The following is a 23552-nucleotide window of genomic DNA, read 5'->3' on the forward strand; positions in this document are numbered from 1 at the left end:
GAATCGTTCTGGAGAATCACCCATGTTGAACAGACTTATCCTGCTGGCTGCCCTGCTGCTTCCCGTCGGCTTTGCCCAAGCGCACCAATACAAGGCGGGCGAGCTTGAGATCGCCCATCCGTGGTCCCAGGAGTTGCCGCCCAACGCACCGACCGTGGCCGCGTATTTCGTGATTCACAACGGCGGCACGACCGCCGACAAGCTGCTCAGCGTCGACTCGCCGATTGCTGGCAAGGCCGAGCTCCATGAGCATGTGATGCAAAACGACCTGATGAAAATGCAACCGGTGCCCGTCGTGGATATCGCCCCCGGTGCGACCGTCACCTTCGCGCCGATGGCGTATCACGTGATGCTGTTGGGCCTGAAGGACCGCAGCCTGCTCAGCGATGGCAAGCGCTTTACCATGACCCTGCATTTCGAAAAAGCGGGGGATGTCACGGTCGACGTTGCGGTGCAGAAAAAAGCCCCCGACGGCAGCAAAACCCAAATGCACATGCACTGATAGCACCTGCCCATGGGTCTTCCTCGCAACAGGTCCGCCATACCCCGCCGCCAGCCCTTGAGCCTGGCACGCGGCAGTTGGATCAGCCTGTTCGCCATGTTGATGATCTTTATCGGTCCACTGATTTCTCAGTCGATGCCGATGGATCAGCGCATGCCTGTGAGCATGAGCATGAGCATGTCGATGGACATGAGCATGGACATGCCGGCGGGAGCCCACGCCGAACATGAGGCATCAGCCGACGAACACTGCCCGCCCCAGAGCGAACACCACGCACTGTGGGAAAAGTGCGGCTATTGCAACCTGCTGTTCAATTGCCCCGCGCTGCCTGGCGGTCACACGTTCGCGGTCTTCGTCACACCCCACACCAACACCTACACCAGTCCTTCCCCACGCCTGGGCCATGCCCGGCCCGCGTTTTTCCCGGGTGCCCGTACCCGCGCACCGCCCCTCGACGCGTAACCCCCGACACTTACCCAACCCGGTCGCACAAGACAGCCTCAGTGGCATGTGTAGCTAGTTGTGTTAGTCAACTTCTGGCATCCGAATTTGAGCTAACAAACTAGCCACACATGCCACTAGGCTGCCCGACCGTGTCGTCTACGTCTGTTCGATGGAATCATCATGTCCAGGTTTTCTGCTGGCACCGCTTTGGGCTCTGCCCAGGTTCGCTGCCCCCTGAACGAACCACGGGTTCGTTTACGCCAAACCATTGCCGCACTGTGCGGCCTGCTGCTCACACCCTACGCACTCGCCGATGAACACGAGCATCACGACCATCAGGTAGAAGAGCTGAGCCCGACGGTCATCACCGCCATCGCCCCCAGTTCCCCCCTGACTGTCGTCACCAACCCCAAGGACCCGCGTCAACCGGTGCCGGCCAGTGACGGCGGCGACTACCTCAAGACCATCCCCGGCTTCGCCCTGGTGCGCAACGGCGGCACCAATGGCGACCCGGTGTTGCGCGGCATGTTCGGCTCGCGGCTGAACATCCTCACCAACGGCAGCATGCTGTTGGGTGCTTGCCCTGGCCGGATGGACGCGCCGACGTCCTATATATCGCCGGAAACCTACGACAAACTCACCGTCATCAAAGGCCCGCAGACCGTGCTCTGGGGCCCCGGCGCATCGGCCGGGACCGTGCTGTTCGAGCGCGAGCCGGAACAGTTCGGCGAATTGGGCACCCGGGTCAACGCCAGTGTGCTGGCCGGCTCCAACGGCCGTTTCGACAAAGTGGTGGATGCCGCCGCCGGTGGGCCGCTGGGGTATGTACGAGTGATCGGCAACACCGCCCACTCGGACGATTACCGCGATGGCAACAACGACAGCGTGCCGTCGCGCTACGACAAGTGGAACGGCGACGTCACCCTCGGCTGGACCCCGGACGCCGATACCCTGCTGGAATTGACGGCCGGCAAGGGCGACGGTGAAGCGCGCTACGCCGGGCGTGGCATGGACGGCTCGCAGTTCAAGCGCGAAAGCCTCGGGCTGCGTTTCGAGCGCTCGAACATCGGCGAGGTGCTGGACAAGGTCGAGGCCCAAGTCTACTACAACTACGCCGACCATGTGATGGACAACTACACCCTGCGCACGCCATCCGGCACCGGGATGATGGCCGGGCCCATGGCCTCCAACGTCGACCGCCGCACCCTGGGTGCGCGTATCAAGGCCACCTGGCGCTGGGCCGATGTGCAGTTGATCAGCGGCCTGGACGCCCAGACCAACGAGCATCGCCAGCGCAGCAGCATGGGCGTCGACACCTACAAGGACCTGCCGTACACCAAGGACGCCGACTTCCACAATTACGGTGCCTTCGGCGAACTGACCTGGTACGCCGCCGATCGCGACCGAGTGATCACCGGCGCCCGGCTCGACCGCGCCTCGGCCAAGGATTACCGCCAGAGCCTCGGTTCCGGTATGTCGGCCCGCCCCAACCCCACCGCCGATGACACCCGTGCCGACACGCTGCCCAGCGGTTTTGTCCGCTACGAACACGACCTGGACGACAGCCCCACTACCCTCTATGCAGGCGTGGGTCACGCACAACGCTTCCCGGACTACTGGGAGCTGTTCTCGGCGAACGTCGGCCCCAGCGGCTCGCTGAATGCCTTCGACGCGATCAAGCCGGAAAAAACCACCCAGCTCGACTTCGGCCTGCAGTACAAGACCGAAACCCTCGAAGCCTGGGCGTCGGCTTATGTCGGGCAGGTGCGCGACTACATCCTGTTCGACTACACCCCCGGGATGATGGGCACCACCTCCCGGGCCGAGAACATCGATGCGCGGATCATGGGCGGCGAACTGGGCGCGGCCTACAAGCTGAGCGAGCGCTGGAAAGCCGACGCCACCCTGGCCTACGCCTGGGGCAAGAACAGCAGCGACGGCAGCGCCCTGGCGCAAATGCCGCCGCTGGACGCACGCCTGGGCCTGACCTACAGCGAAGATCGCTGGAGCGCCGGCGCCCTGTGGCGTGTGGTGGCAGCGCAGCACCGGGTCGACGAGAACAAAGGCAACGTGGTCGGCAAAGACTACGGCAAGAGTTCGGGCTTCGGCGTGTTCTCACTCAACGGTGCCTACCGCATCAACAAACACTGGAAGGTCAGCAGCGGCGTCGACAACCTGTTCGGCAAAGCCTATGCCGAGCACTTGAACCTGGCCGGTAACGCCGGGTTCGGCTACCCGGCGAGCGACCCGCAAGCCATCAACGAACCGGGGCGCACCCTCTGGACCAAGGTGGACATGAGTTTCTAACACCATCGCAGGCAAGGCCTGACACCTGACCCTGTGGCGAGGGAGCTTGCTCCCGCTGGGCTGCGCAGCAGTCCTTCTTTGATGCGGTCGCTACGCAACCGAGCGGGAGCAAGCTCCCTCGCCACAGGTTTTGTGTCCAAACAAGGCTTTGCCCAAACCGCAAAAAACATAACGATCACATTTGCCCTGCGGAGCGCTTTCTGATGAGCCAACCGAAACCCAATTTCTACAACCTGGCCTGGCGCTGGCATTTCTATGCCGGGCTGTTCGTGGCGCCGTTCATGGTGATGCTGTCCCTGACCGGCATCATTTATTTGTTCAAGCCACAGCTCGATCCCCTGATGTACGGCAGCCTGCTGAATGTACCCGCCGGGCATCACACCCTGGCGGCGGACGACTTGCTCAAGCAGGTCCACCAGGCCTACCCCCAAGGCCAGATCAAACAGTACCTGCCGCCGCCCAACGCCGAGCGCAGCGCGCAGTTCGTGGTGATCGACAAAGGCCGGGAACTGAACGTGTTCATCGACCCGTACCATGGCGATGTCCTCGGCGAGCAGGATGCGAAGAACAACCTGCAAGCCATGGCCCGGGCCATCCACGGCGAACTGCTGATCGGCACTGTCGGTGACCGGCTGGTGGAAATGGCCGCCGGTTGGGGCGTGGTGCTAGTGGTCTCCGGGCTGTACCTGTGGTGGCCCCGTGGGCAATCGTCAGCCGGCGTGCTGTGGCCGCGCTGGAGCGCCCGCGGTCGGCTGTTCTGGCGTGACCTGCACGTGGTCGTCGGTTTCTGGGGCGCAGCCTTGCTGCTGGTGATGCTGCTCAGCGGCATGACCTGGACCGGTTTCTGGGGCAAGCAATACGCCAACCTCTGGAACCGCTTCCCGGCGGCGATGTGGAATGACGTGCCCAAGTCCGACGTCGAGGCCGGCAGCCTCAACAACGCCCATCGCCAGACCGTGCCGTGGGCCGTGGAAAACACACCGATGCCGATGTCCGGCGACCATGCCGAGCACATGGGCCACGGCGGCATGCACGAAGGCCCCGCCGCCCCGACTGTCAGCCTGCAAGCGGTGCAGGACATCGCCACCGAACGCCAGGTCACGCCCGGCTACAGCATCACCCTGCCGACCACGTCCACCGGCGTGTTCACCGTCGCCGTGTTTGCCGACGACCCGCGCAACGATGCCACCCTGCACGTGGACCAATACACCGGCAAGGTCCTGGCCGATGTGCGCTGGGAGCATTACGGCGTCGTGGCTCGCGCCACCGAAACCGGGGTAATGCTGCACGAAGGCAAAATGTTCGGCCCGCTGAACCAGATCATCGTGCTGCTGATTTGCCTGATGATCCTGCTCAGCGCCGTGAGTGGCCTGGTGATCTGGTGGAAGCGCCGGCCAGAAGGCAAGTTCGGCGTACCGCCGCTGCGTCACGACTTGCCGACGTGGAAGACCGGGGTGTTCATCATGCTGGCCCTGGCGGTGGTGTTTCCGATGGTGGGGGCGTCGCTGGTGGTGGTGTGGTTGCTGGATCGGCTCGTCACCCGGCTCAATCGCCAGCCTGAGATTGCCTCATCTTCAAACTGAAGACAGTGCGTTAACGGAAGGCGGCGCGAAACCTCTACAATCGCCCCCGCCTTTCGAGCTGTGAACACCGCTCCCACAATGGAATTGTGTTTAGGCCCAATAATTGAGTGTACGCATGACCTCTCTAACCCTCTCCCACGTCGCCTGGACACCCCTGGGCCATGGCCATTGTCATCACCAGTTCCAGCTGCGTGACGTGACGTTGCAGGTGGCGGCCGGGGAGTTTGTCGGGTTGATCGGCCCCAACGGCAGTGGCAAGACCAGCCTGTTGCGCTGCGCCTATCGCTTCAGCCGGCCGGAACAGGGCGAGGTAAAGCTTGCCCATCACAACGTCTGGCAACAGTCCTCGCGCTGGTGCGCCCAACGCATCGCCGTGGTGCTGCAAGAGTTTCCCGACGCCTTCGGCCTGACGGTGGAAGAAGTGGTCGCCATGGGCCGCACACCGCATAAAGGCCTGTTCGACGGCGACAATCACGAGGATCGACGGCTTGTGCGCCAAGCCCTGGCATCGGCAGGCCTTGAAGGCTTTGGCGACCATGCATTCGCGACCCTCTCGGGTGGTGAGAAGCAACGGGTGATCCTCGCCCGGGCCCTGGCCCAGCAACCGCAGTTGTTGATCCTCGACGAACCGACCAACCACCTCGATCCCCACTATCAATTGCAATTGCTGCAACTGATCAAGGGCCTGGGCATCGGCACCCTTGCCAGCCTTCACGACCTGAACCTGGCCGCCGCCTTCTGCGACCGCCTGTACGTGATCGAACACGGGCGCATTGTCGCCAGCGGCACGCCCAGGGACGTCCTGACCGTCGAGCTGTTGCGCGAGGTGTTCGGCATCGAAGCCCTGGTGGATGAACACCCGCTGTCCGGCTACCCACGAATCACCTGGATAACCCAACCATGACCTTGCGTTCCCTGCTGTTGCTGCCCCTGCTGCTGGGCAGCGCCCATGCCTTGGCCGAAGCCACCCACTATCCGTTGACAATCCAGAGCTGCAACCGCCAGGTGGTGTTCAACGAGGCACCTCGGCACGCTGTCAGCCATGACATCAACATGACCCAGATGATGCTCGCCCTGGGCCTCAAGCCGCGCATGGTCGGCTACAGCGGCATCAGTGGCTGGAAATCGGTGACGCCCGAGATGGCGAAGATCCTTGATGGCCTGCCGGAACTGGCCGCCAAGTACCCGTCGGTGGAAACCCTGCTCGATGCCAACGTGGATTTCTTCTTCGCCGGTTGGGACTACGGCATGCGCGTGGGCGGCGACCTGACGCCGCAGACCCTGCAACCGCTGGGCATCAATGTCTACGAACTGAGCGAATCCTGCGCGTTCGTGATGAAGCGTCCAGCGGCCTCACTGGAGGATACCTACAACGACCTGCGCAACCTCGGGAAGATCTTCGACGTGCAGGATCGTGCCAACGCACTGATCGCCCAGATGCAGGCCCAAGTGGCGCAAGTGCGCAAGCACCTGCCGCCCGGTCAACCCCGCGTATTCCTCTACGACAGCGGCGAAGACCGCGCCATGACCTCCGGCCGTCTTGGCATGCCCCAGGCGCTGATCGACGCGGCCGGCGGACGCAATATTCTCGATGACCTGGAAACCAGCTGGACGCGGGTGAACTGGGAGAACGTAGTGGAGCGCAACCCCGAGGTGATCGTGATCGTCGACTACGGCGAAGTCAGCGCCGAGCAGAAGCAACAATTCCTGCTGAACAACCCGGCCCTGCAGTCGGTGGCGGCGATCAAGCATCGGCGCTTCATCGTGATCCCCTACGTCCAGGCCACGCCGGGCATCGATAACGTGCTGGCGGTGCAAACCCTGGCGCAGGGTTTTCACGGCCAATGAACGGTCGTCGCTACGGCGCCCTGCTGATGTTCCTCGGTGCACTGCTGCTGGTGTCGTGCGTGGTGTCCCTGGGCTTCGGGCCGGCGCGGGCGCCGGTGGCCGTGGTCTGGGACATCCTGTTGAACAAGGCCTTCGGTGTCGGCAGCGCCTATTGGTCGCCTGGCCAGGAACACATCGTGTGGCTGATCCGCGTGCCGCGCCTGCTGCTCGGTGCCCTGGTGGGCGCCGGGCTGGCGTTGATCGGTGCGGTGCTGCAAGCAGTCACGCGCAACCCGCTGGCGGACCCGCACCTGCTGGGCGTCACCTCTGGCGCGACGCTGGGGGCGGTCATCGTGGTGCTGCATGTCGGCGAGATTGTCGGCCTGCTGACCCTGCCGCTGGCGGCGTTCATCGGTGCGCTGTTGAGCATGCTGCTGGTGCTGACCATCGCTGCCCGCCAGGGTCGTCTGGAAAGTGATCGCCTGTTGTTGTGCGGCGTGGCGGTGTCCTTCGTGATGATGGCGGCGGCCAACCTGTTGTTGTTCCTCGGTGACCATCGCGCCAGTTCGGCGGTGATGTTCTGGATGCTCGGCGGCCTGGGCCTAGCCCGTTGGGAACTGCTTGCGGTGCCGGCGGCCAGTGTGGTGCTGGGGCTGGTGTTGCTGCTGGGCATGGCCCGTCCGCTGAACGCGCTGATGGCCGGCGAACAGACCGCCGTGACCCTGGGCCTGAACGCGGCGAAGGTGCGCTTGTGGATCTTCTTGATCGCCTCGCTGATGACCGGTGTGCTGGTGTCCATCAGCGGTTCGATTGGTTTTGTCGGGCTAATGGTGCCGCACATTGCCCGGCGCCTGGTGGGTGCAGAGCATCGTCGGTTGCTGCCGGTTTGTGTGCTGCTTGGCAGCCTGTTCCTGGTGTGGGTGGATGTGGCCGCCCGGACCTTGATCGCGCCGGAAGACTTGCCGATCGGTGTGGCGACAGCCGCCATCGGCGGGTTGTTCTTCATCGGCCTGATGCGCCGCCGATAAAAAGGAGACTGACTCCAACCTGTGGCGAGGGAGCTTGCTCCCTCGCCACAGGTTGTATTCACAAGCAGAGTCTCGGCAAGGCTTCAACCCCGCGCTCCAATGTGGCGCATCCCTCGCACCAAACCCCATGACGCGATCACTCATGGTGCACCACGCTTTTCCCTCCCCCCACCACCCCCCTGTTTCCGGGCCTTTTTTCCGACCGGGCACACCCCTTGCAAAAGCGCTTTCAGCGTTTGCATCTGCCCTCAAAAAAAATTCATAAGTCCACGGAGATCGCACAATGAAGCGTCGTAGCTTGATCAAGGCTTTTACACTCTCGGCAAGCATTGCCGCGATGGGCATGGCCTGGACCGTCCAGGCCGCCGAGACCATCAAGGTCGGCATCCTGCATTCGCTGTCCGGCACCATGGCGATCTCCGAGACGTCCCTCAAGGACATGGCGCTGATGACCATCGATGAGATCAACGCCAAGGGCGGTGTGAACGGCAAGAAGCTTGAAGCGGTGGTCGTGGACCCAGCGTCGAATTGGCCGCTGTTCGCCGAGAAGGGCCGTCAACTGCTGACCCAGGACAAAGTCGCGGTGGTGTTCGGCTGCTGGACGTCGGTGTCGCGTAAATCCGTATTGCCGGTGTTCGAAGAACTCAACGGCCTGCTGTTCTACCCCGTGCAGTACGAAGGCGAAGAGATGTCGCCAAACGTGTTCTATACCGGCGCGGCGCCGAATCAACAGGCGATTCCGGCAGTGGAATACCTGATGAGCGAAGAAGGTGGCAGTGCCAAGCGCTACTTCCTGCTGGGCACCGACTACGTCTACCCGCGCACCACCAACAAGATCCTGCGTTCGTTCCTGCACTCCAAAGGCGTGGCAGACAAAGACATCGAAGAGGTCTATACCCCGTTCGGCCACAGCGACTACCAGACCATCGTAGCCAACATCAAGAAGTTCTCGGCTGGCGGCAAGACCGCAGTCATTTCCACAGTCAACGGCGACTCCAACGTGCCGTTCTATAAAGAACTGGCGAACCAGGGCCTGAAAGCTACCGACGTGCCGGTCGTGGCGTTCTCGGTGGGCGAGGAAGAACTGCGCGGCATCGACACCAAGCCACTGGTGGGCAACCTGGCGGCGTGGAACTACTTCGAGTCCGTGGATAACCCGGCGAACAAGAAATTCGTCGAGTCCTGGAAAGCCTACGCCAAAGCCAAGAACCTGCCAGGCGCCGACAAAGCGGTGACCAACGACCCGATGGAAGCCACCTACGTCGGCATTCACATGTGGGCGCAAGCCGTGGAAAAAGCCAAGTCCACCGACGTCGACAAAGTCCGCGAAGCCCTGGCCGGCCAGACCTTCGCCGCACCGTCGGGCTACACCCTGACCATGGACAAGACCAACCATCACCTGCACAAGCCAGTGATGATCGGCGAGATCCAGGCCGACGGTCAGTTCAACGTGGTCTGGCAGACCGAAGGCCCGATCCGCGCCCAGCCGTGGAGCCCCTTCATCGCCGGCAACGACAAGAAGCCTGACTATGCGGTGAAGAGCAACTGAGCCCATGGGTGTCGGCCCCAATCCCCGGGCCGACACACAACCCCTGTGGGAGCGAGCTTGCTCGCGATAGCGGTGGATCAGCCAGAAGAACAGTGACTGACACACCGCTATCGCGAGCAAGCTCGCTCCCACAAAAAGCACTGCGCAAGGCCTAGCATATGCCCACCGCCCTCTACCGCCTCATCCTCGCCCTGGTGCTGCTGTTGCCACTGGAGGCCCATGCCGGTGACGCCGAAGACTTCGTCGCCGCCAACCCGACCCAGCAAGCCAAGCTCCTGGAAACCTGGGCCGCGCAGCCGGAGCCTGAGCGCGTCGAACTGATCAATGCCCTGCAACAGGGCCAGTTGACCGTCGACGGCCAACCCAAGACCCTGCGCCTGAACAACCGCTTGCGCGGGCTGATCGAAACCGCCCTCGCCAGCCATCAACTGCTCGCCGTGGATGCCCGCGTACGCCTGGGTGCCGCGCAGCAGCTGCAAAAAACTGCGCGCCCGGCGCAACTGGCGTTTCTCGATCGGCAACTGGCCGGCGAGCAGGACGAAGATGTGCATGCCGCCCTGAGCCTGGCCCTGGCGAACCTGCAACTGGTGGACACCAACCCGAACGTGCGCCTGGCCGCCGTCCGCCTGCTGGGTGAAACCGGCGATCCGCTGGCCCGTACACGCCTGGAAGGTTTGCTTGAGCCCGGCGTCGAAACCGATGCCAACGTGCGCACCGCCGCCGAAACCAGCCTCGCCCAAGTCAAACGCAAACTCCTGGTGGGCGAACTGCTGGGCCAGGCCTTCAGTGGCATGTCCCTGGGTTCGATCCTGTTGCTCGCCGCCCTCGGCCTGGCCATCACGTTTGGCTTGCTGGGGGTGATCAACATGGCCCACGGCGAAATGCTCATGCTCGGCGCCTATTCCACGTATGTGGTGCAGATGCTGTTCCAGCGCTTCGCCCCGAACGCCATCGAGTTCTACCCGCTGATCGCCCTGCCGGTGGCATTTTTTATGACCGCCGCCATCGGCATGGCCCTGGAGCGCACGGTGATTCGCCACCTCTATGGGCGCCCGCTGGAAACCCTGCTCGCCACCTGGGGCATCAGCCTGATGCTGATCCAACTGGTGCGCCTGGTGTTCGGCGCGCAGAACGTCGAAGTCGCCAACCCGGCCTGGCTCTCAGGCGGGATTCAGGTATTGCCGAACCTGGTGCTCCCATACAACCGCATCGTGATCATTGCCTTCGCACTGTTCGTGGTGGTGCTGACCTGGCTGCTGCTGAACAAGACGCGCCTGGGCCTGAACGTGCGCGCCGTCACCCAGAACCGCAACATGGCCGCCTGCTGCGGTGTGCCCACCGGGCGGGTGGACATGCTCGCCTTCGGCCTCGGCTCGGGCATCGCTGGGCTCGGTGGCGTGGCCCTGAGCCAGATCGGCAACGTCGGCCCGGACCTGGGCCAAAGCTACATCATCGACTCGTTCCTGGTGGTGGTGCTCGGCGGCGTCGGCCAGTTGGCCGGTAGCGTGTTCGCCGCGTTCGGCCTGGGCATCGCCAACAAGATCCTCGAACCGCAGATCGGCGCCGTACTCGGCAAGATCCTGATCCTCGCGCTGATCATTCTGTTCATCCAGAAGCGTCCGCAAGGCCTCTTCGCGCTCAAAGGACGGGTAATCGACTGATGAACCAGCCCCTGATGCTCACGGCCACGCAAAAGGCCGGTCCCAAACTCACCCTCGCCGTCGGCGCGGTAATCCTGGCGGTGCTGCTGAGCCTGCCGCTGCTGTCGCTGTTGGCGGCGGACCATCCACTGCACATTTCAGCCTATACCTTGACCCTGGTGGGCAAGATCCTCTGCTACGCCATCGTCGCCCTGGCGTTGGACCTGGTCTGGGGCTACGCCGGTTTGTTGTCCCTGGGTCACGGCCTGTTCTTCGCCCTGGGCGGCTATGCCATGGGCATGTACCTGATGCGCCAGGCCGCCGGTGATGGCTTGCCGGCGTTCATGACGTTCCTGTCGTGGACCGAACTGCCCTGGTACTGGGCCGGCACCGACAGTTTTCTCTGGGCCCTGTGCCTGGTGGTGCTGGCGCCGGGGCTGCTGGCGCTGGTGTTCGGTTTCTTCGCCTTCCGTTCGCGGATCAAGGGCGTGTATTTCTCGATCATGACCCAGGCCCTGACCTTCGCCGGGATGCTGCTGTTCTTCCGCAACGAAACCGGGTTCGGTGGCAACAACGGCTTCACCAATTTCCGCTCGATCCTGGGTTTTGGCATCACCGAGCCGGGCACCCGGGCCGTGCTGTTCCTCGCCACCGTACTGTTGCTGGTGACGAGCCTGTTCATCGGCTGGCGCCTGGCCCGCAGCAAGTTCGGCCGGGTGCTGACCGCCCTGCGCGATGCGGAAAACCGCCTGATGTTCTGCGGTTACGATCCCCGTGGCTTCAAGCTGTTCGTCTGGGTGTTGAGCGCAGTGTTGTGCGGCCTGGCCGGGGCGTTGTACGTGCCGCAGGTGGGCATCATCAACCCCAGCGAAATGTCGCCGACCAACTCCATCGAAGCCGCCGTGTGGGTCGCTCTTGGCGGGCGCGGCACGCTGATCGGGCCGCTGCTGGGGGCCGGTGTGGTCAATGGCATGAAGAGCTGGTTCACCGTGGCCTTCCCTGAATACTGGCTGTTCTTCCTCGGTGCGCTGTTCATCGTCGTGACCCTGTACTTGCCCAAGGGCGTGATCGGACTGCTGAAGAAACGAGGTGAACAATGAGAATCACAGCGAGTGCCGAATTCATGCTCGAACCTGCTTTCTTTCCGCCGGAACCCAACCAGGACGCCGGCAGCAGCCGCGACGCCATCGGCCTCGGCCAGGCGGCAGGCGTTGGCCTGAACACCCGCCACGGCACCATCCTGACCCTGGAAGACATCAGCGTCAGCTTCGACGGCTTCAAGGCCTTGAACGATTTGAACCTGTACATCGGCGTCGGCGAATTGCGCTGCATCATCGGCCCCAACGGCGCGGGCAAGACCACGTTGATGGACGTGATCACCGGCAAGACCCGCCCCAGCCACGGCAAGGCCTGGTTCGGCGAAACCCTGGACCTGACCAGCATGAGCGAAGTGCAGATCGCCCAGGCGGGCATCGGGCGCAAGTTCCAGAAACCCACGGTGTTCGAAGCGTTGAGCGTGTTCGAAAACCTGGAGCTGGCGCTCAAGACCGACAAATCGGTGTGGGCCAGCCTGCGGGCGAAACTCACTGGCGAGCAGCACGATCGCATCAGCGAAGTGCTCGAGACCATCCGCCTCACCCACTCGGTCAACCGCGCTGCCGGGTTGCTGTCCCACGGGCAGAAGCAGTTCCTGGAGATTGGCATGCTGCTGGTACAAGACCCGCAATTGCTGCTGCTCGACGAACCGGTGGCGGGCATGACCGACGCCGAGACAGAGTTCACCGCCGAGCTGTTCAAGTCCCTGGCGGGCAAGCATTCGCTGATGGTGGTAGAGCACGACATGGGCTTCGTCGGCGCGATTGCCGACCACGTCACCGTGCTGCACCAGGGCAGCGTGCTGGCCGAAGGGTCGCTGGAACAGGTGCAGGACAATGAGCGGGTGATCGAGGTGTACCTCGGTCGCTAGAGTGGCAAATGCTGTTCCCTGTGGGAGCGAGCTTGCTCGCGATGGCGGCGACACATTCAGCACCTAAGCAAGCTGACCCACCGCTATCGCGAGCAAGCTCGCTCCCACAGGGAACTTGAGGAGATTCTGGAAGATGCTGCAAGTCGACAAGCTGCACCAGTACTACGGCGGTAGCCACATCCTTCGGGGCCTCTCGTTCGACGTGAAGATCGGCGAAGTGACCTGCCTGCTGGGTCGCAACGGCGTGGGCAAGACCACCCTGCTCAAATGCCTGATGGGCCTGTTGCCGGCCAAGGAAGGTGCGGTGAATTGGGAAGGCAAGGCCATCACCACGTTCAAGCCACACCAACGGGTGCATGCCGGCATCGCCTACGTGCCCCAGGGCCGGGAGATTTTCGGGCGGCTGACGGTGGAAGAAAACCTGCTGATGGGCCTGTCGCGGTTTCCCGGCGCCGAGGCCAAGGAGGTGCCGGCGTTTATCTACGAACTGTTCCCGGTGCTGCTGCAGATGAAGCAGCGTCGTGGCGGTGACCTGTCCGGCGGCCAGCAGCAGCAACTCGCCATCGGCCGGGCCCTGGCCAGCCGTCCGCGCCTGCTGATTCTCGACGAGCCCACCGAAGGCATCCAGCCGTCGGTGATCAAGGAGATCGGCGCGGTCATCAAGAAGCTGGCCGCCCGGGGCGACATGGCGATTCTGCTGGTGGAGCAGTTCTACGACTTCGCCGCCGAGCTGGCCGATCAATACCTGGTGATGTCCCGGGGCGAGATCGTGCAGCAAGGGCGTGGAGAAAATATGGAAGCCGAGGGTGTGCGCGGCCTGGTTACGATCTAGTCTGTAGCGTCCTGACGATCATTGAAAATCATGAATCTACCTGTCTCTTCGTTGGCGCCTTCAGGCGTGTTCACCCCTAGCTGGCATGCCGAGCTGGAACTGAGCTACGCCCGTTTTGGCGACTGCACACGCCCGGTACAGCGCCGCCATAAAGGCCCGCTGCGGGTGCAGAAGCACTTGTATGCCGAAGGCCCCGAGGTGTGCCAGCACATCATCGTCCACCCGCCCGGTGGGATAGCCGGCGGTGACCGCTTGGACATTTCGGCCCACGTCGGCCCGGACGCCTGGGCGCAGTTAACCAGCCCCGGCGCGGCCAAGTGGTATCGCGCCGCCGGCCCGGCGTACCAGCAGTTGACCCTGAGCGTGGCTCCCGGCGCGACCCTGGAATGGCTGCCCCAGGAAACAATCGTCTTCAGCGCGGCCCAGGCCGAACTCAGCACCTGCATAGACCTGCAGGGCGACGGGCGTTTGTTCTACTGGGACATGGTTGCCCTCGGCCGACCGGCCAGCGGCGAGCGGTTCGACCTGGGGCATTTCCAGTCGCGGCTGGACATTCGTCGCGACGGCCAGTTGCTGTGGCATGAGCGCCAGCGCATTGTGGGCGGTGATGGCTTGCTCGACTCGCCCATCGGCCTGGGCGGGGATCCGGTGTTTGCCACGTTATGGGTGACCGGCGAGATCGACAACGAGCTGTTGGAGCAGTGCCGATCCCTGGGCCATGCCGTGCGCGGTGACCTGACCCAATTGCCCGGCCTGGTCGTGGCGCGGTGCCTGGCGAGCGAGGCGTTGCTGGCGCGGGGGTGGTTGATTGCGTTGTGGCGGCTCCTGCGCCCGGCGCTGCTCGGTCGGGAGGCCGTCCCCCCGAGAATCTGGAGCACGTGAATTTGCTTTCCTGTGGGCGCGAGCAAGCTCGCTCCCACAGGGGGATGTGTTTACAGCGAAAACTATTTATCTGCCCTTATGGATTGCACATGGACCTGACCCCACGCGAAAAAGACAAGCTGCTGATCTTCACCGCAGGCCTCGTCGCCGAACGACGGTTGGCCCGTGGCCTGAAGCTCAACTACCCGGAGGCCATGGCCTATATCTCCGCGGCCCTGCTCGAAGGCGCCCGTGACGGCCAGACCGTGGCCGAGCTGATGCACTACGGCACCACGCTGCTGAGCCGCGAACAGGTGATGGAAGGCATCCCGGAAATGATCCCCGAGATCCAGGTCGAGGCGACGTTTCCCGACGGCACCAAACTGGTCACCGTCCACCAGCCGATCGCCTGAGGCCATGCCATGACCTATCTCGTGCGCGACGCCCAGCCGACCGACCTGCCAGCGATCCGCGACATCTACAACGACGCGGTGCTGAACACCACCGCGATCTGGAACGAACAGGCCGTGGACCTGGGCAATCGCCAGGCCTGGTTCAGCGCCCGGCAATCCCAAGGCTACCCGGTGTTGGTGGTGGTCGACGCCGAGGAGAACGTGCTCGGCTACGCTTCATTCGGCGACTGGCGGCCTTTCGACGGTTTCCGGCACACCGTGGAGCATTCGGTGTACGTACGCAGCGATCAGCGCAGCAACGGCCTCGGTCCACGCCTGATGACCACGCTGGTCGAGCGCGCCAGGGCCTGCGGCAAACACGTCATGGTCGCCGCCATTGAAAGCGGCAACACCGCCTCGATTCGCTTGCACGAGCGAGCCGGTTTCATCACCACCGGGCAAATGCCCCAGGTGGGTACCAAGTTCGGTCGCTGGCTGGACCTGACTTTCATGCAGTTGGTCCTCGATCCCGGGGCGCAACCGCCTGCCTTTGACAAGGAGTGATGCCTATGAACCCCGCCCAGTTGCGTCGAGTCCACGCTGAAAGCTTTGCGCATTATCGCCAGGGCCTGATCGATCTGTTGCTCGATGCCGTCGGCTATGGCGCCAGCGTGGGGTTCATGGCCGACCTCGATGCGGTCCAGGCCCGCGCCTATTTCGACGAGGTCCAGGCCAGCCTCAACCAGGGCCACTTGCTGCTGTGGGTGGTGGTCAAGGATGAACAGGTGCAGGCCAGCGTCCAGCTTGCCCTGTGCCAGAAGCCCAACGGCCTCAATCGCGCCGAAGTGCAGAAGCTGCTGGTCCGCGGCGAGGCGCGCCGCCGGGGCCTCGGCCAGCAATTGATGAATGCCCTGGAACTCGGCGCCCGTCAGCACAAGCGCGGCCTGCTGTACCTCGACACCGAGGCCGGTTCCGAGGCCGAGGCGTTCTACCGGGCCATGGGCTACACCCGCGTCGGCGAGCTGCCCGACTACTGCCAGAGCCCGGACGGGACCTACACACCGACCGCCATTTACTACAAGACTTTGGGGCAACCGCAATGATTCCAGGCCAATACCAGGTCCAGCCCGGCGACATCGAACTCAACGTCGGCCGCCGCACCCTCACGCTGAACGTCGCCAACAGCGGCGATCGGCCGATCCAGGTCGGCTCGCACTATCACTTTTTCGAGACCAACGACGCCCTGACCTTCGACCGCGCCGCCAGCCGTGGCATGCGCCTGAACATCCCGGCCGGCACCGCCGTGCGCTTCGAGCCAGGCCAGAGCCGCGAGGTGGAGCTGGTGGACCTGGCCGGGCATCGGCGGGTGTTCGGGTTTGCCGGGCGGGTGATGGGCGACCTGGATTGACACGCCTTTGTGGCGAGGGAGCTTGCTCCCGCTGGGGCGCGCAGCGGCCCTGTTTTTGGGGGCTGCTGCGCAGCCCAGCGGGAGCAAGCTCCCTCGCCACAGTGATCGCAAATTTCGAATATTGAATTCCAAGGCAAGCACATGAAAATTTCGAGACAAGCCTACGCCGACATGTTCGGCCCCACCGTCGGTGACAAGGTCCGCCTGGCCGACACCGAGTTGTGGATCGAAGTGGAAAAGGATTTCACCACCTACGGCGAAGAAGTGAAATTCGGCGGCGGCAAGGTGATTCGCGACGGCATGGGCCAGAGCCAGCTGCTGGCCGCCGAGGTCGTCGACACCTTGATCACCAACGCGCTGATCATCGACCACTGGGGCATCGTCAAGGCCGATGTCGGCCTCAAGGACGGGCGCATCGCGGCCATCGGCAAGGCCGGCAATCCGGACATCCAGCCTGACGTGACCATTGCCATCGGCGCCAGCACCGAAGTGATCGCTGGCGAAGGCATGATCCTCACGGCGGGCGGTATCGACACCCACATCCACTTCATCTGCCCCCAGCAGATCGAAGAAGCGCTGATGAGCGGCGTGACCACCATGATCGGCGGCGGCACGGGCCCGGCCACCGGGACCAACGCCACCACTTGCACCTCCGGGCCGTGGCACCTGGCGCGCATGCTCCAGGCCGCCGATGCGTTCCCGATGAACATCGGTTTCACCGGCAAGGGCAACGCCAGCCTGCCGGAGCCGCTGATCGAACAGGTCAAGGCCGGAGCCATCGGCCTGAAGCTCCACGAAGACTGGGGCACCACGCCCGCGGCCATCGACAACTGCCTGAGCGTGGCCGACCAGTACGATGTGCAGGTGGCGATTCACACCGACACCCTCAACGAGTCTGGCTTCGTCGAGACCACCCTCGCCGCGTTCAAGGGCCGCACCATCCACACCTACCACACCGAAGGTGCCGGTGGCGGGCATGCGCCGGACATCATCAAGGCCTGCGGTTTTCCCAACGTATTGCCCAGCTCCACCAACCCGACCCGGCCGTTCACCCGCAACACCATCGACGAACACCTGGACATGCTGATGGTCTGCCATCACCTGGACCCGAGCATCGCCGAAGACGTGGCCTTCGCCGAAAGCCGCATCCGCCGCGAAACCATCGCCGCCGAAGACATCCTCCATGACCTCGGTGCGTTCTCGATGATCAGCTCCGACAGCCAGGCCATGGGCCGCGTCGGCGAAGTCATCACGCGCACCTGGCAGACCGCCGACAAGATGAAGAAGCAACGCGGCGCCCTGCCCGGCGACGGCGAAGGCAACGACAACTTCCGCATCAAGCGCTACATCGCCAAGTACACCATCAACCCGGCGATCACCCACGGCATCAGCCATGAAGTGGGCTCCATCGAAGTGGGCAAGTGGGCCGACCTGGTGCTGTGGCGGCCGGCGTTCTTCGGCGTCAAACCAACCCTGATCCTCAAAGGCGGGGCCATCGCCGCCAGCTTGATGGGCGACGCCAACGCCTCGATCCCGACGCCGCAACCGGTGCACTACCGACCGATGTTCGCAAGCTTTGGCGGCTCGCGGCACGCCACCAGCCTGACCTTCATCAGCCAGGCCGCCGCCGAGGCGGGGCTACCGGAGCAATTGGGCTTGAAGAAGAGAATCGCCGTGGTCAAGGGCTGTCGCGATGTGCAGAAGACCGACTTGATCCACAACGACTACCTGCCGAGCATCGACGTTGATCCACAGACGTACCAGGTCAAGGCCGATGGGGTGTTGCTGTGGTGTGAACCGGCTGAGGTGCTGCCGATGGCGCAGCGGTATTTTCTGTTTTGAATCGGTGTTCGCAAAGGAAATGGCTGCTATGCCGAAGGCGGCAGCCACTAACACTTCTGCTAGTTACCAGCGTTACAAAATACGGGTAAAACGGGAGGCGTTGATTAACGTCGGCACTCAGCACAAGGGAAGGCCCGTCATGACCCGCTCTCGCCCTGATGATGTACATTCGCGCCAATCCCAAACCATTCTGCTGGCCGCGGATGACAAGCACTCCATCCTCGCTGAAGTTTCGGAGAGTCAGACCCGTTCTATCGCATATTCCGCTTACGGACAGCAGTCCACGCAACAGATGATTGCGACGAAGCTAGGCTTTAATGGTGAACTGCGGGAGGCGCGGCTGGGTTGGTATTTTTTGGGCAAGGGCTATCGCGTCTACAACCCGGTATTGATGCGCTTTCATAGCCCGGACAGTTTGAGCCCATTTGGGAAGGGTGGGTTGAATGCGTACATGTATTGCGTGGGAGATCCGGTGAATTTTTCGGATCCGACGGGGCATGTCGGGCAGGGCAGAAGGCTTGTTCTTCCATCTAGGTCCTCAGCCCCTGCACCTAGCTTAGATTCCCTTACCCGAAGTTCTAGAAGTACCACTGCTAATGTTTACACTACCGGATCTCAGCCAGTGCGCACCGAACCTACAATCATCGCGCCCCCTCCCCCTCCCCCAACCACACAGACTCAACCAACCACCAATGTTACCCAACGTGTTAGGGAAATTCCTCCGCCACCACGCCCACTAAAATCAACGCCCCGCTTTAATGACTCGGGCGGACAGGTAAGTCTCATCAGCCCCGATGAGAGATCAATGGAGTTAATCTGGGACAACGGACCCGTTAAAGATGGACGTATTCCTGTTCCCCCTCCAAGAACGTGGGGAAATAATGCCGAGCATGTGTATCACGTGAAATACGACCCTTCAGGTAACCCTATACAGATCACCAGAACTTTAAAGGTCCTGATGCCGCTGCCTGAACAGAACAGCAACATCCGAAACACAAGCTAAGTTATCAACGCTTAAATGACGGCGACCAATGGTCGCCATCGCCGATACATAGGGCTGGATTGATGTGCCGATACACCTAGTCGATCACCAACCGCCCCAACCGCTGCTTGAGCATGCGGTTTTCGCTGCGCAGTTGTTGCACTTCCTCCAGCAGGTCCAGCGCCAGGGCGACGCCTTCCCATTCCAGCTCCAGCTCGCGGCGCAACTTGGCCGCGCGGCGGGCCAGGACCAGTTCGTAGTCAGTGAAACGCCAATCCGCCGGAGCCGCGCCATGGGGTTCGAGGATGCCGTGGGCGACGATTTCGATGACGTGGACATCCTGCAACGCGGCGGCCTCGCAGAACTCCGTCAGGGTCAGTTCAATGATCGGGTTGTTCATGGTCTGCTTCTCCCAATGCGTTAACTGTCGAGTCTAGCCGTGACTGCCTTTGTGGACACAAACACCCTGTGGCGAGGGGATTTATCCCCGCTGGGCTGCAAAGCAGCCCCAAGACTCACCGCCTCGGTGTGTCAGGCTGATTGCGCTCAGCCTTTTTGGGGCTGCTTTGCAGCCCAACGGGGATAAATCCCCTCGCCACGGTTTCTTGCCTGGCCAATCAAATGAATGCCTCAGCAACCAGCAACCAGCAACCATCAGAAATTCTCCCGCGGATCGAACGCGGCTTTCTTCGCCAGTTCTGCCCACAGTGCCTTGACCGCCTCATCGTTGGCCTTGGGCATCACGGCCTTGAGCTGCACGAACAGGTAACCGCGCTCGCCGGCCTTGTTGCGCAGGCCATGGCCCTTGGCGCGCATGCGCTGGCCGTTCTGGCTGCCGGCCGGGACCTTGAGGTTGATCTTGCCGGTGAGGGTCGGCACCGCCACTTCGGTGCCCAGGGCCAATTCCCACGGGGCCAGCGGCAAGGTGATGATCAGGTCCTGGCCTTCGACGTCGAACTTGGGGTGCGGCGCGAAGCGAATGGTCAGGTACAGGTCACCATTGGCACCGCCACCGATACCCGGCGCGCCCTGGCCCTTGAGGCGGATGCGTTCGCCGTCCGTCACACCGGCCGGGATCTTCACGTTCAGGCTTTTGCTCGTGTTGCTCACATGCTGGCCGGCCGCGTTGTACTGCGGCACCTGGAAGCTGACTTTCTTCGACTCGCTCGACAGGGTCTCTTCCAGGAAGATCGGTAATTCCATTTCCACGTCTTGCCCTCGACGGCCGGCGCTGCGACCTGACTGCCCACCACCGAAACCCGACCCGCGATTGCCGAAGATCGAACTGAAGAAGTCCGAGAAGTCGCCGGTGTCCTGGCCACCGCCAAAACCGCCACGGCTTTGCCAACCCGGCGGGCCCTGGAACGGCTGACCGTGCTGGCCGTAGCGGCGCAGGTCGTCGTACTCGGCGCGCTTGTCGGCGCTTTTCAGCGCTTCATAGGCTTCGGAGACGTCCTTGAACTTGGTCTCGGCGTCTTTTTCCTTACTGACATCCGGGTGGTACTTGCGCGCCAATTTTCGATAGGCGGCCTTGATCGTGGCGTCGTCGGCCGTCGGCTCCACACCCAGAATCTTGTAATAGTCTTTGAAGTCCATTGAAGGATCACCATCCGTTATCGAATCGCACCACCACCCGCAGCATGCTCGTGATACAAGTCCTGGGGTTTGACCGATCTCAAGGTTTGTGACCGGGCGGTGCAGCAGAAGTTTATCGGCAGTCGGTGGCGGTTCTTGTGCCCGCCCTGTGGCTGCCAGGCTCATGCCAGCAAGTTTGGGGGTACAAGGGCGTCTTTCAAGGCCAACGATTGCGAATTAGCAGATAACCGGCCTTCGAATCCGGGCCGCACTGACATACACTGCGCGGCCGTTTTTTCAACTGGAACCTGAAAGACATGAAAAACGCATCCCCGGCCCGTGCCTGCGGCATCGACTTTGGCACGTCCAACTCCACTGTCGGCTGGCTGCGCCCCGGCATGGAAACGTTGATCGCGCTGGAGGACGACAAGATCACCCTGCCTTCGGTGGTCTTTTTCAATCTCGAGGAACGCCGCCCGGTGTATGGCCGCCTGGCCCTGCACGAATACCTGGAAGGCTACGAAGGCCGGCTGATGCGCTCGCTCAAGAGCCTGCTGGGCTCCAAGCTGATCAAGCACGACACCAGCGTGTTGGGCACGGCCATGCCGTTCAAGGATCTGCTGGGGCTGTTCATCGGCCAGTTGAAGAAACGCGCCGAGGCCACCGCCGGTCGGGAGTTCGAAGAAGTGGTGCTGGGTCGCCCGGTGTTTTTCGTCGACGACGATGAAATGGCCGACCAGGAAGCGGAAAACACCCTGGTGGACGTCGCCCGAGCCATCGGCTTCAAGGAGGTTTCATTCCAGTACGAGCCCATCGCCGCGGCCTTCGATTATGAATCGACCATCGAGAAAGAAGAGCTGGTGCTGATCGTCGACATCGGCGGCGGTACCTCGGACTTCTCCCTGGTGCGCCTGTCCCCCGAGCGCCGCACCCACGACAACCGCCACGCCGACATCCTTGCCACCGGTGGCGTGCACATCGGCGGGACCGATTTCGACAAGCAACTTTCGCTAGCCGGCCTGATGCCGCTGTTCGGCTACGGCAGCCGCATGAAGAGTGGCGCCTACATGCCCACCAGTCACCACATGAACCTGGCGACCTGGCACACCATCAACGCGGTGTACTCGCAAAAATCCACCCTCGCCCTGGGCAGCATGCGCTACGACATCGAAGACACCGGCGGCATCGACCGGTTGTTCAAACTGATCGAACAGCGCGCCGGGCACTGGCTGGCGATGGAAGTGGAAGAAACCAAGATCGAGCTGACCCACGCCGACCAGCGCCACGTACCGCTGGACCGGATCGAGCCAGGCCTGAGCGTGGACCTGAGCCGGGCCTTGTTCGAGTCGGCCATCGACGGCTTGCTGGAGCGAGTGCGCGGCAGCGTCACGCAGTTGCTGGGCGATGCCAACGTGCGGGTCGATCAGGTGGACACAGTGTTCTTCACCGGCGGTTCCAGCGGCATCCCGGCGCTGCGCAACAGCGTCTCGGCGATGCTGCCCCAGGCGCGGCATGTGGAAGGCAATATCTTCGGCAGCATTGGCAGCGGGTTGGCGATCGAGGCGATGAAGCGGTATGGGTGAGGAGCAGCTTCAAGCGGCAAGCGGCAAGTGAAAGCAGGTTGGCTTCTACTTGTAGCTTGCCGCTGAAAACTTGCCGCTGCTCCTAAACCATCCCCACCTGCTTCAACTCACTCTTGAGATACGCATAATAAATCGGTCCCGCCACCACCCCCGGCAGGCCGAACGCGGCTTCGAACACCAGCATCGCCATGAGCAACTCCCAGGACTTGGCGCTGATCTGCCCACCGACAATGCGGGCGTTGAGGAAGTACTCGAGCTTGTGAATCACGATCAGGTAACCCAGCGCCGCCACCGCCACCCAGATCGACAGCGACAAGCCGACAATGGTGATCAGGGTGTTGGACATCAGGTTGCCGATGACCGGTAGCAGCCCCAGCAGGAAGGTCATCACGATCAGGGTCTTGGTCAGCGGTAGCTTGATGCCGAACAACGGCAGCACCACCGCCAGGAAAATCCCGGTGAAGAAGGTGTTGAGCAGGGAAATCTTGATTTGGGCGAAGACGATGTTGCGAAACGCCTTGACCAGCAGGTTCAGGCGATCGAACAGCGCCGCGGCCAGAGGCTTGCGCTTGGTCAGGTCGGGGATGCGCTGCAGGGCAACGATGGCCCCCAGCACCATGCCGATCAGCAGCGTCACGAACATGTGGGCCGCGTCCTTGCCCACCAGTTGCAGGTCGCTCAGGTGCTTGCTCACCCAGTCACCGATCGCCACCCGGAACTCGGCGGCGCTGGCCGGCAGGTAAGCGTCGATGAACGGCGGTAATTGCCCACGGGCACGGTCGACCACGGTCATGAACTTGTCCAGGGACGCGCCCGGGTTTTCCGCTTCATGCAACAGGAAACTGAAAGCGCCGGCGAAGATCAACGTCAGCACACTGACCACCAGCGTGCCCAGCAACGCCACCGCCAACCAGCGAGCACGGCGGCCTTCGATCAGTCGCTGCAACTGCGGGGTGAGCATGTTGACCAGTTCGAACACCAGCAGCCCGGCCAGCAGGCTCGGCAACAGGCGCAGCGGCAGCACCAGCAACAGCCCACCAAAAATGATCACCCAACTGATCACCAACAACACATGACGCTGAGAAAACGTTGGCATACAGCCTCAGGACAAAACGGCGTGAAAGGATCGGCAGTCTGCCAGCCTTCCACTAGCAGCACTAGGGATTGTATCGGCCAACCTTCGTCGCAGTTCAGGGTTTTTTGCGGTGGATGTGCCGGCCCCATCGCGAGC

Annotated in this window: 23 protein-coding genes; 20 read left to right on the forward strand and 3 right to left on the reverse strand. The window is 62.7% G+C overall.

Annotation, left to right across the window (positions count from 1 at the left end; genetic code table 11):
- Positions 1-22 precede the first annotated feature (22 nt).
- The 19 genes from BLO97_RS18490 to BLO97_RS18585 all read left to right on the forward strand — a co-directional run bounded on the left by BLO97_RS18490 (position 23) and on the right by BLO97_RS18585 (position 19184).
- Entirely contained in the window at positions 23-502 is a 480-nt protein-coding gene (locus tag BLO97_RS18490) for a copper chaperone PCu(A)C (RefSeq protein WP_092222486.1), read from the forward strand.
- Between the two features lie 12 nt (positions 503-514).
- Entirely contained in the window at positions 515-964 is a 450-nt protein-coding gene (locus BLO97_RS18495) for a DUF2946 domain-containing protein (RefSeq protein ID WP_256572059.1), read from the forward strand.
- Positions 965-1126: 162 nt separating this feature from the next.
- Positions 1127-3253, forward strand: a complete 2127-nt coding sequence (locus BLO97_RS18500) for a TonB-dependent copper receptor (protein ID WP_092147038.1) — start codon at positions 1127-1129, stop codon at positions 3251-3253.
- A 203-nt stretch (positions 3254-3456) separates the two neighbouring features.
- On the forward strand, positions 3457-4836 hold the full coding sequence (locus BLO97_RS18505; protein WP_092347251.1) for a PepSY-associated TM helix domain-containing protein: 1380 nt from the start codon (positions 3457-3459) through the stop codon (positions 4834-4836).
- A gap of 115 nt (positions 4837-4951) precedes the next feature.
- The gene (locus BLO97_RS18510; protein WP_092147034.1) at positions 4952-5740 is read left to right on the forward strand and encodes an ABC transporter ATP-binding protein; all 789 of its coding nucleotides are present in this window, start codon (positions 4952-4954) and stop codon (positions 5738-5740) included.
- The gene (locus BLO97_RS18515; protein WP_092222476.1) at positions 5737-6684 is read left to right on the forward strand and encodes an ABC transporter substrate-binding protein; all 948 of its coding nucleotides are present in this window, start codon (positions 5737-5739) and stop codon (positions 6682-6684) included. Before BLO97_RS18510 ends, BLO97_RS18515 begins: the two co-directional genes overlap by 4 nt.
- Positions 6681-7691, forward strand: a complete 1011-nt coding sequence (locus BLO97_RS18520; RefSeq protein ID WP_092147030.1) for a FecCD family ABC transporter permease — start codon at positions 6681-6683, stop codon at positions 7689-7691. The genes BLO97_RS18515 and BLO97_RS18520 overlap by 4 nt, the downstream gene beginning before the upstream one ends.
- 283 nt (positions 7692-7974) lie before the next feature.
- Positions 7975-9240: an urea ABC transporter substrate-binding protein gene (gene urtA, locus BLO97_RS18525; protein WP_063323138.1), complete on the forward strand. Its 1266-nt coding sequence runs from the start codon at positions 7975-7977 to the stop codon at positions 9238-9240.
- Between the two features lie 158 nt (positions 9241-9398).
- Entirely contained in the window at positions 9399-10901 is a 1503-nt protein-coding gene (gene urtB / locus BLO97_RS18530; RefSeq protein ID WP_092347254.1) for an urea ABC transporter permease subunit UrtB, read from the forward strand.
- The gene (gene urtC, locus BLO97_RS18535; protein WP_092347257.1) at positions 10901-11980 is read left to right on the forward strand and encodes an urea ABC transporter permease subunit UrtC; all 1080 of its coding nucleotides are present in this window, start codon (positions 10901-10903) and stop codon (positions 11978-11980) included. Before urtB ends, urtC begins: the two co-directional genes overlap by 1 nt.
- Positions 11977-12846 carry an urea ABC transporter ATP-binding protein UrtD gene (gene urtD, locus BLO97_RS18540; RefSeq protein ID WP_092347260.1) on the forward strand — a complete coding sequence of 290 codons (870 nt, stop codon included), beginning with the start codon at positions 11977-11979 and terminating at the stop codon, positions 12844-12846. Before urtC ends, urtD begins: the two co-directional genes overlap by 4 nt.
- Before the next feature lie 133 nt (positions 12847-12979).
- Positions 12980-13678, forward strand: a complete 699-nt coding sequence (gene urtE, locus BLO97_RS18550) for an urea ABC transporter ATP-binding subunit UrtE (RefSeq protein WP_092347266.1) — start codon at positions 12980-12982, stop codon at positions 13676-13678.
- Between the two features lie 30 nt (positions 13679-13708).
- The gene (locus BLO97_RS18555) at positions 13709-14560 is read left to right on the forward strand and encodes an urease accessory protein UreD (RefSeq protein WP_092347269.1); all 852 of its coding nucleotides are present in this window, start codon (positions 13709-13711) and stop codon (positions 14558-14560) included.
- 89 nt (positions 14561-14649) lie between these two features.
- Positions 14650-14952, forward strand: a complete 303-nt coding sequence (gene ureA, locus BLO97_RS18560; RefSeq protein WP_003197350.1) for an urease subunit gamma — start codon at positions 14650-14652, stop codon at positions 14950-14952.
- Positions 14953-14961: 9 nt separating this feature from the next.
- On the forward strand, positions 14962-15495 hold the full coding sequence (locus BLO97_RS18565; protein ID WP_092347272.1) for a GNAT family N-acetyltransferase: 534 nt from the start codon (positions 14962-14964) through the stop codon (positions 15493-15495).
- A gap of 5 nt (positions 15496-15500) precedes the next feature.
- Positions 15501-16034, forward strand: coding sequence for a GNAT family N-acetyltransferase (locus BLO97_RS18570; RefSeq protein ID WP_072340210.1), 534 nt, complete (start codon positions 15501-15503; stop codon positions 16032-16034).
- Entirely contained in the window at positions 16031-16339 is a 309-nt protein-coding gene (locus tag BLO97_RS18575; protein WP_003186307.1) for an urease subunit beta, read from the forward strand. The genes BLO97_RS18570 and BLO97_RS18575 overlap by 4 nt, the downstream gene beginning before the upstream one ends.
- Before the next feature lie 141 nt (positions 16340-16480).
- Positions 16481-18181 carry an urease subunit alpha gene (gene ureC / locus BLO97_RS18580; protein WP_063325175.1) on the forward strand — a complete coding sequence of 567 codons (1701 nt, stop codon included), beginning with the start codon at positions 16481-16483 and terminating at the stop codon, positions 18179-18181.
- Positions 18182-18320: 139 nt separating this feature from the next.
- Positions 18321-19184: an RHS repeat-associated core domain-containing protein gene (locus tag BLO97_RS18585; RefSeq protein ID WP_256572061.1), complete on the forward strand. Its 864-nt coding sequence runs from the start codon at positions 18321-18323 to the stop codon at positions 19182-19184.
- A gap of 76 nt (positions 19185-19260) precedes the next feature.
- Here BLO97_RS18585 and BLO97_RS18590 read toward each other — a convergent pair whose 3' ends face one another.
- Complete coding sequence (locus BLO97_RS18590) at positions 19261-19563, reverse strand: chaperone modulator CbpM (RefSeq protein WP_092222454.1); 303 nt, start codon at positions 19561-19563, stop codon at positions 19261-19263.
- A 254-nt stretch (positions 19564-19817) separates the two neighbouring features.
- Complete coding sequence (locus BLO97_RS18595) at positions 19818-20759, reverse strand: DnaJ C-terminal domain-containing protein (protein WP_092147016.1); 942 nt, start codon at positions 20757-20759, stop codon at positions 19818-19820.
- A gap of 296 nt (positions 20760-21055) precedes the next feature.
- Here BLO97_RS18595 and BLO97_RS18600 point away from each other — a divergent pair, with 296 nt between their 5' ends.
- A complete protein-coding gene (locus BLO97_RS18600) occupies positions 21056-22321 on the forward strand; it encodes an Hsp70 family protein (protein ID WP_092147014.1) in 1266 nt (421 codons plus the stop codon).
- A gap of 82 nt (positions 22322-22403) precedes the next feature.
- Here BLO97_RS18600 and BLO97_RS18605 read toward each other — a convergent pair whose 3' ends face one another.
- Positions 22404-23417, reverse strand: a complete 1014-nt coding sequence (locus tag BLO97_RS18605; RefSeq protein ID WP_003197331.1) for an AI-2E family transporter — start codon at positions 23415-23417, stop codon at positions 22404-22406.
- Positions 23418-23552: the final 135 nt, after the last annotated feature.

This window comes from Pseudomonas sp. NFACC05-1, from assembly GCF_900100135.1.
Taxonomy (GTDB): Bacteria; Pseudomonadota; Gammaproteobacteria; order Pseudomonadales; family Pseudomonadaceae; genus Aquipseudomonas; species Aquipseudomonas fluorescens_Q.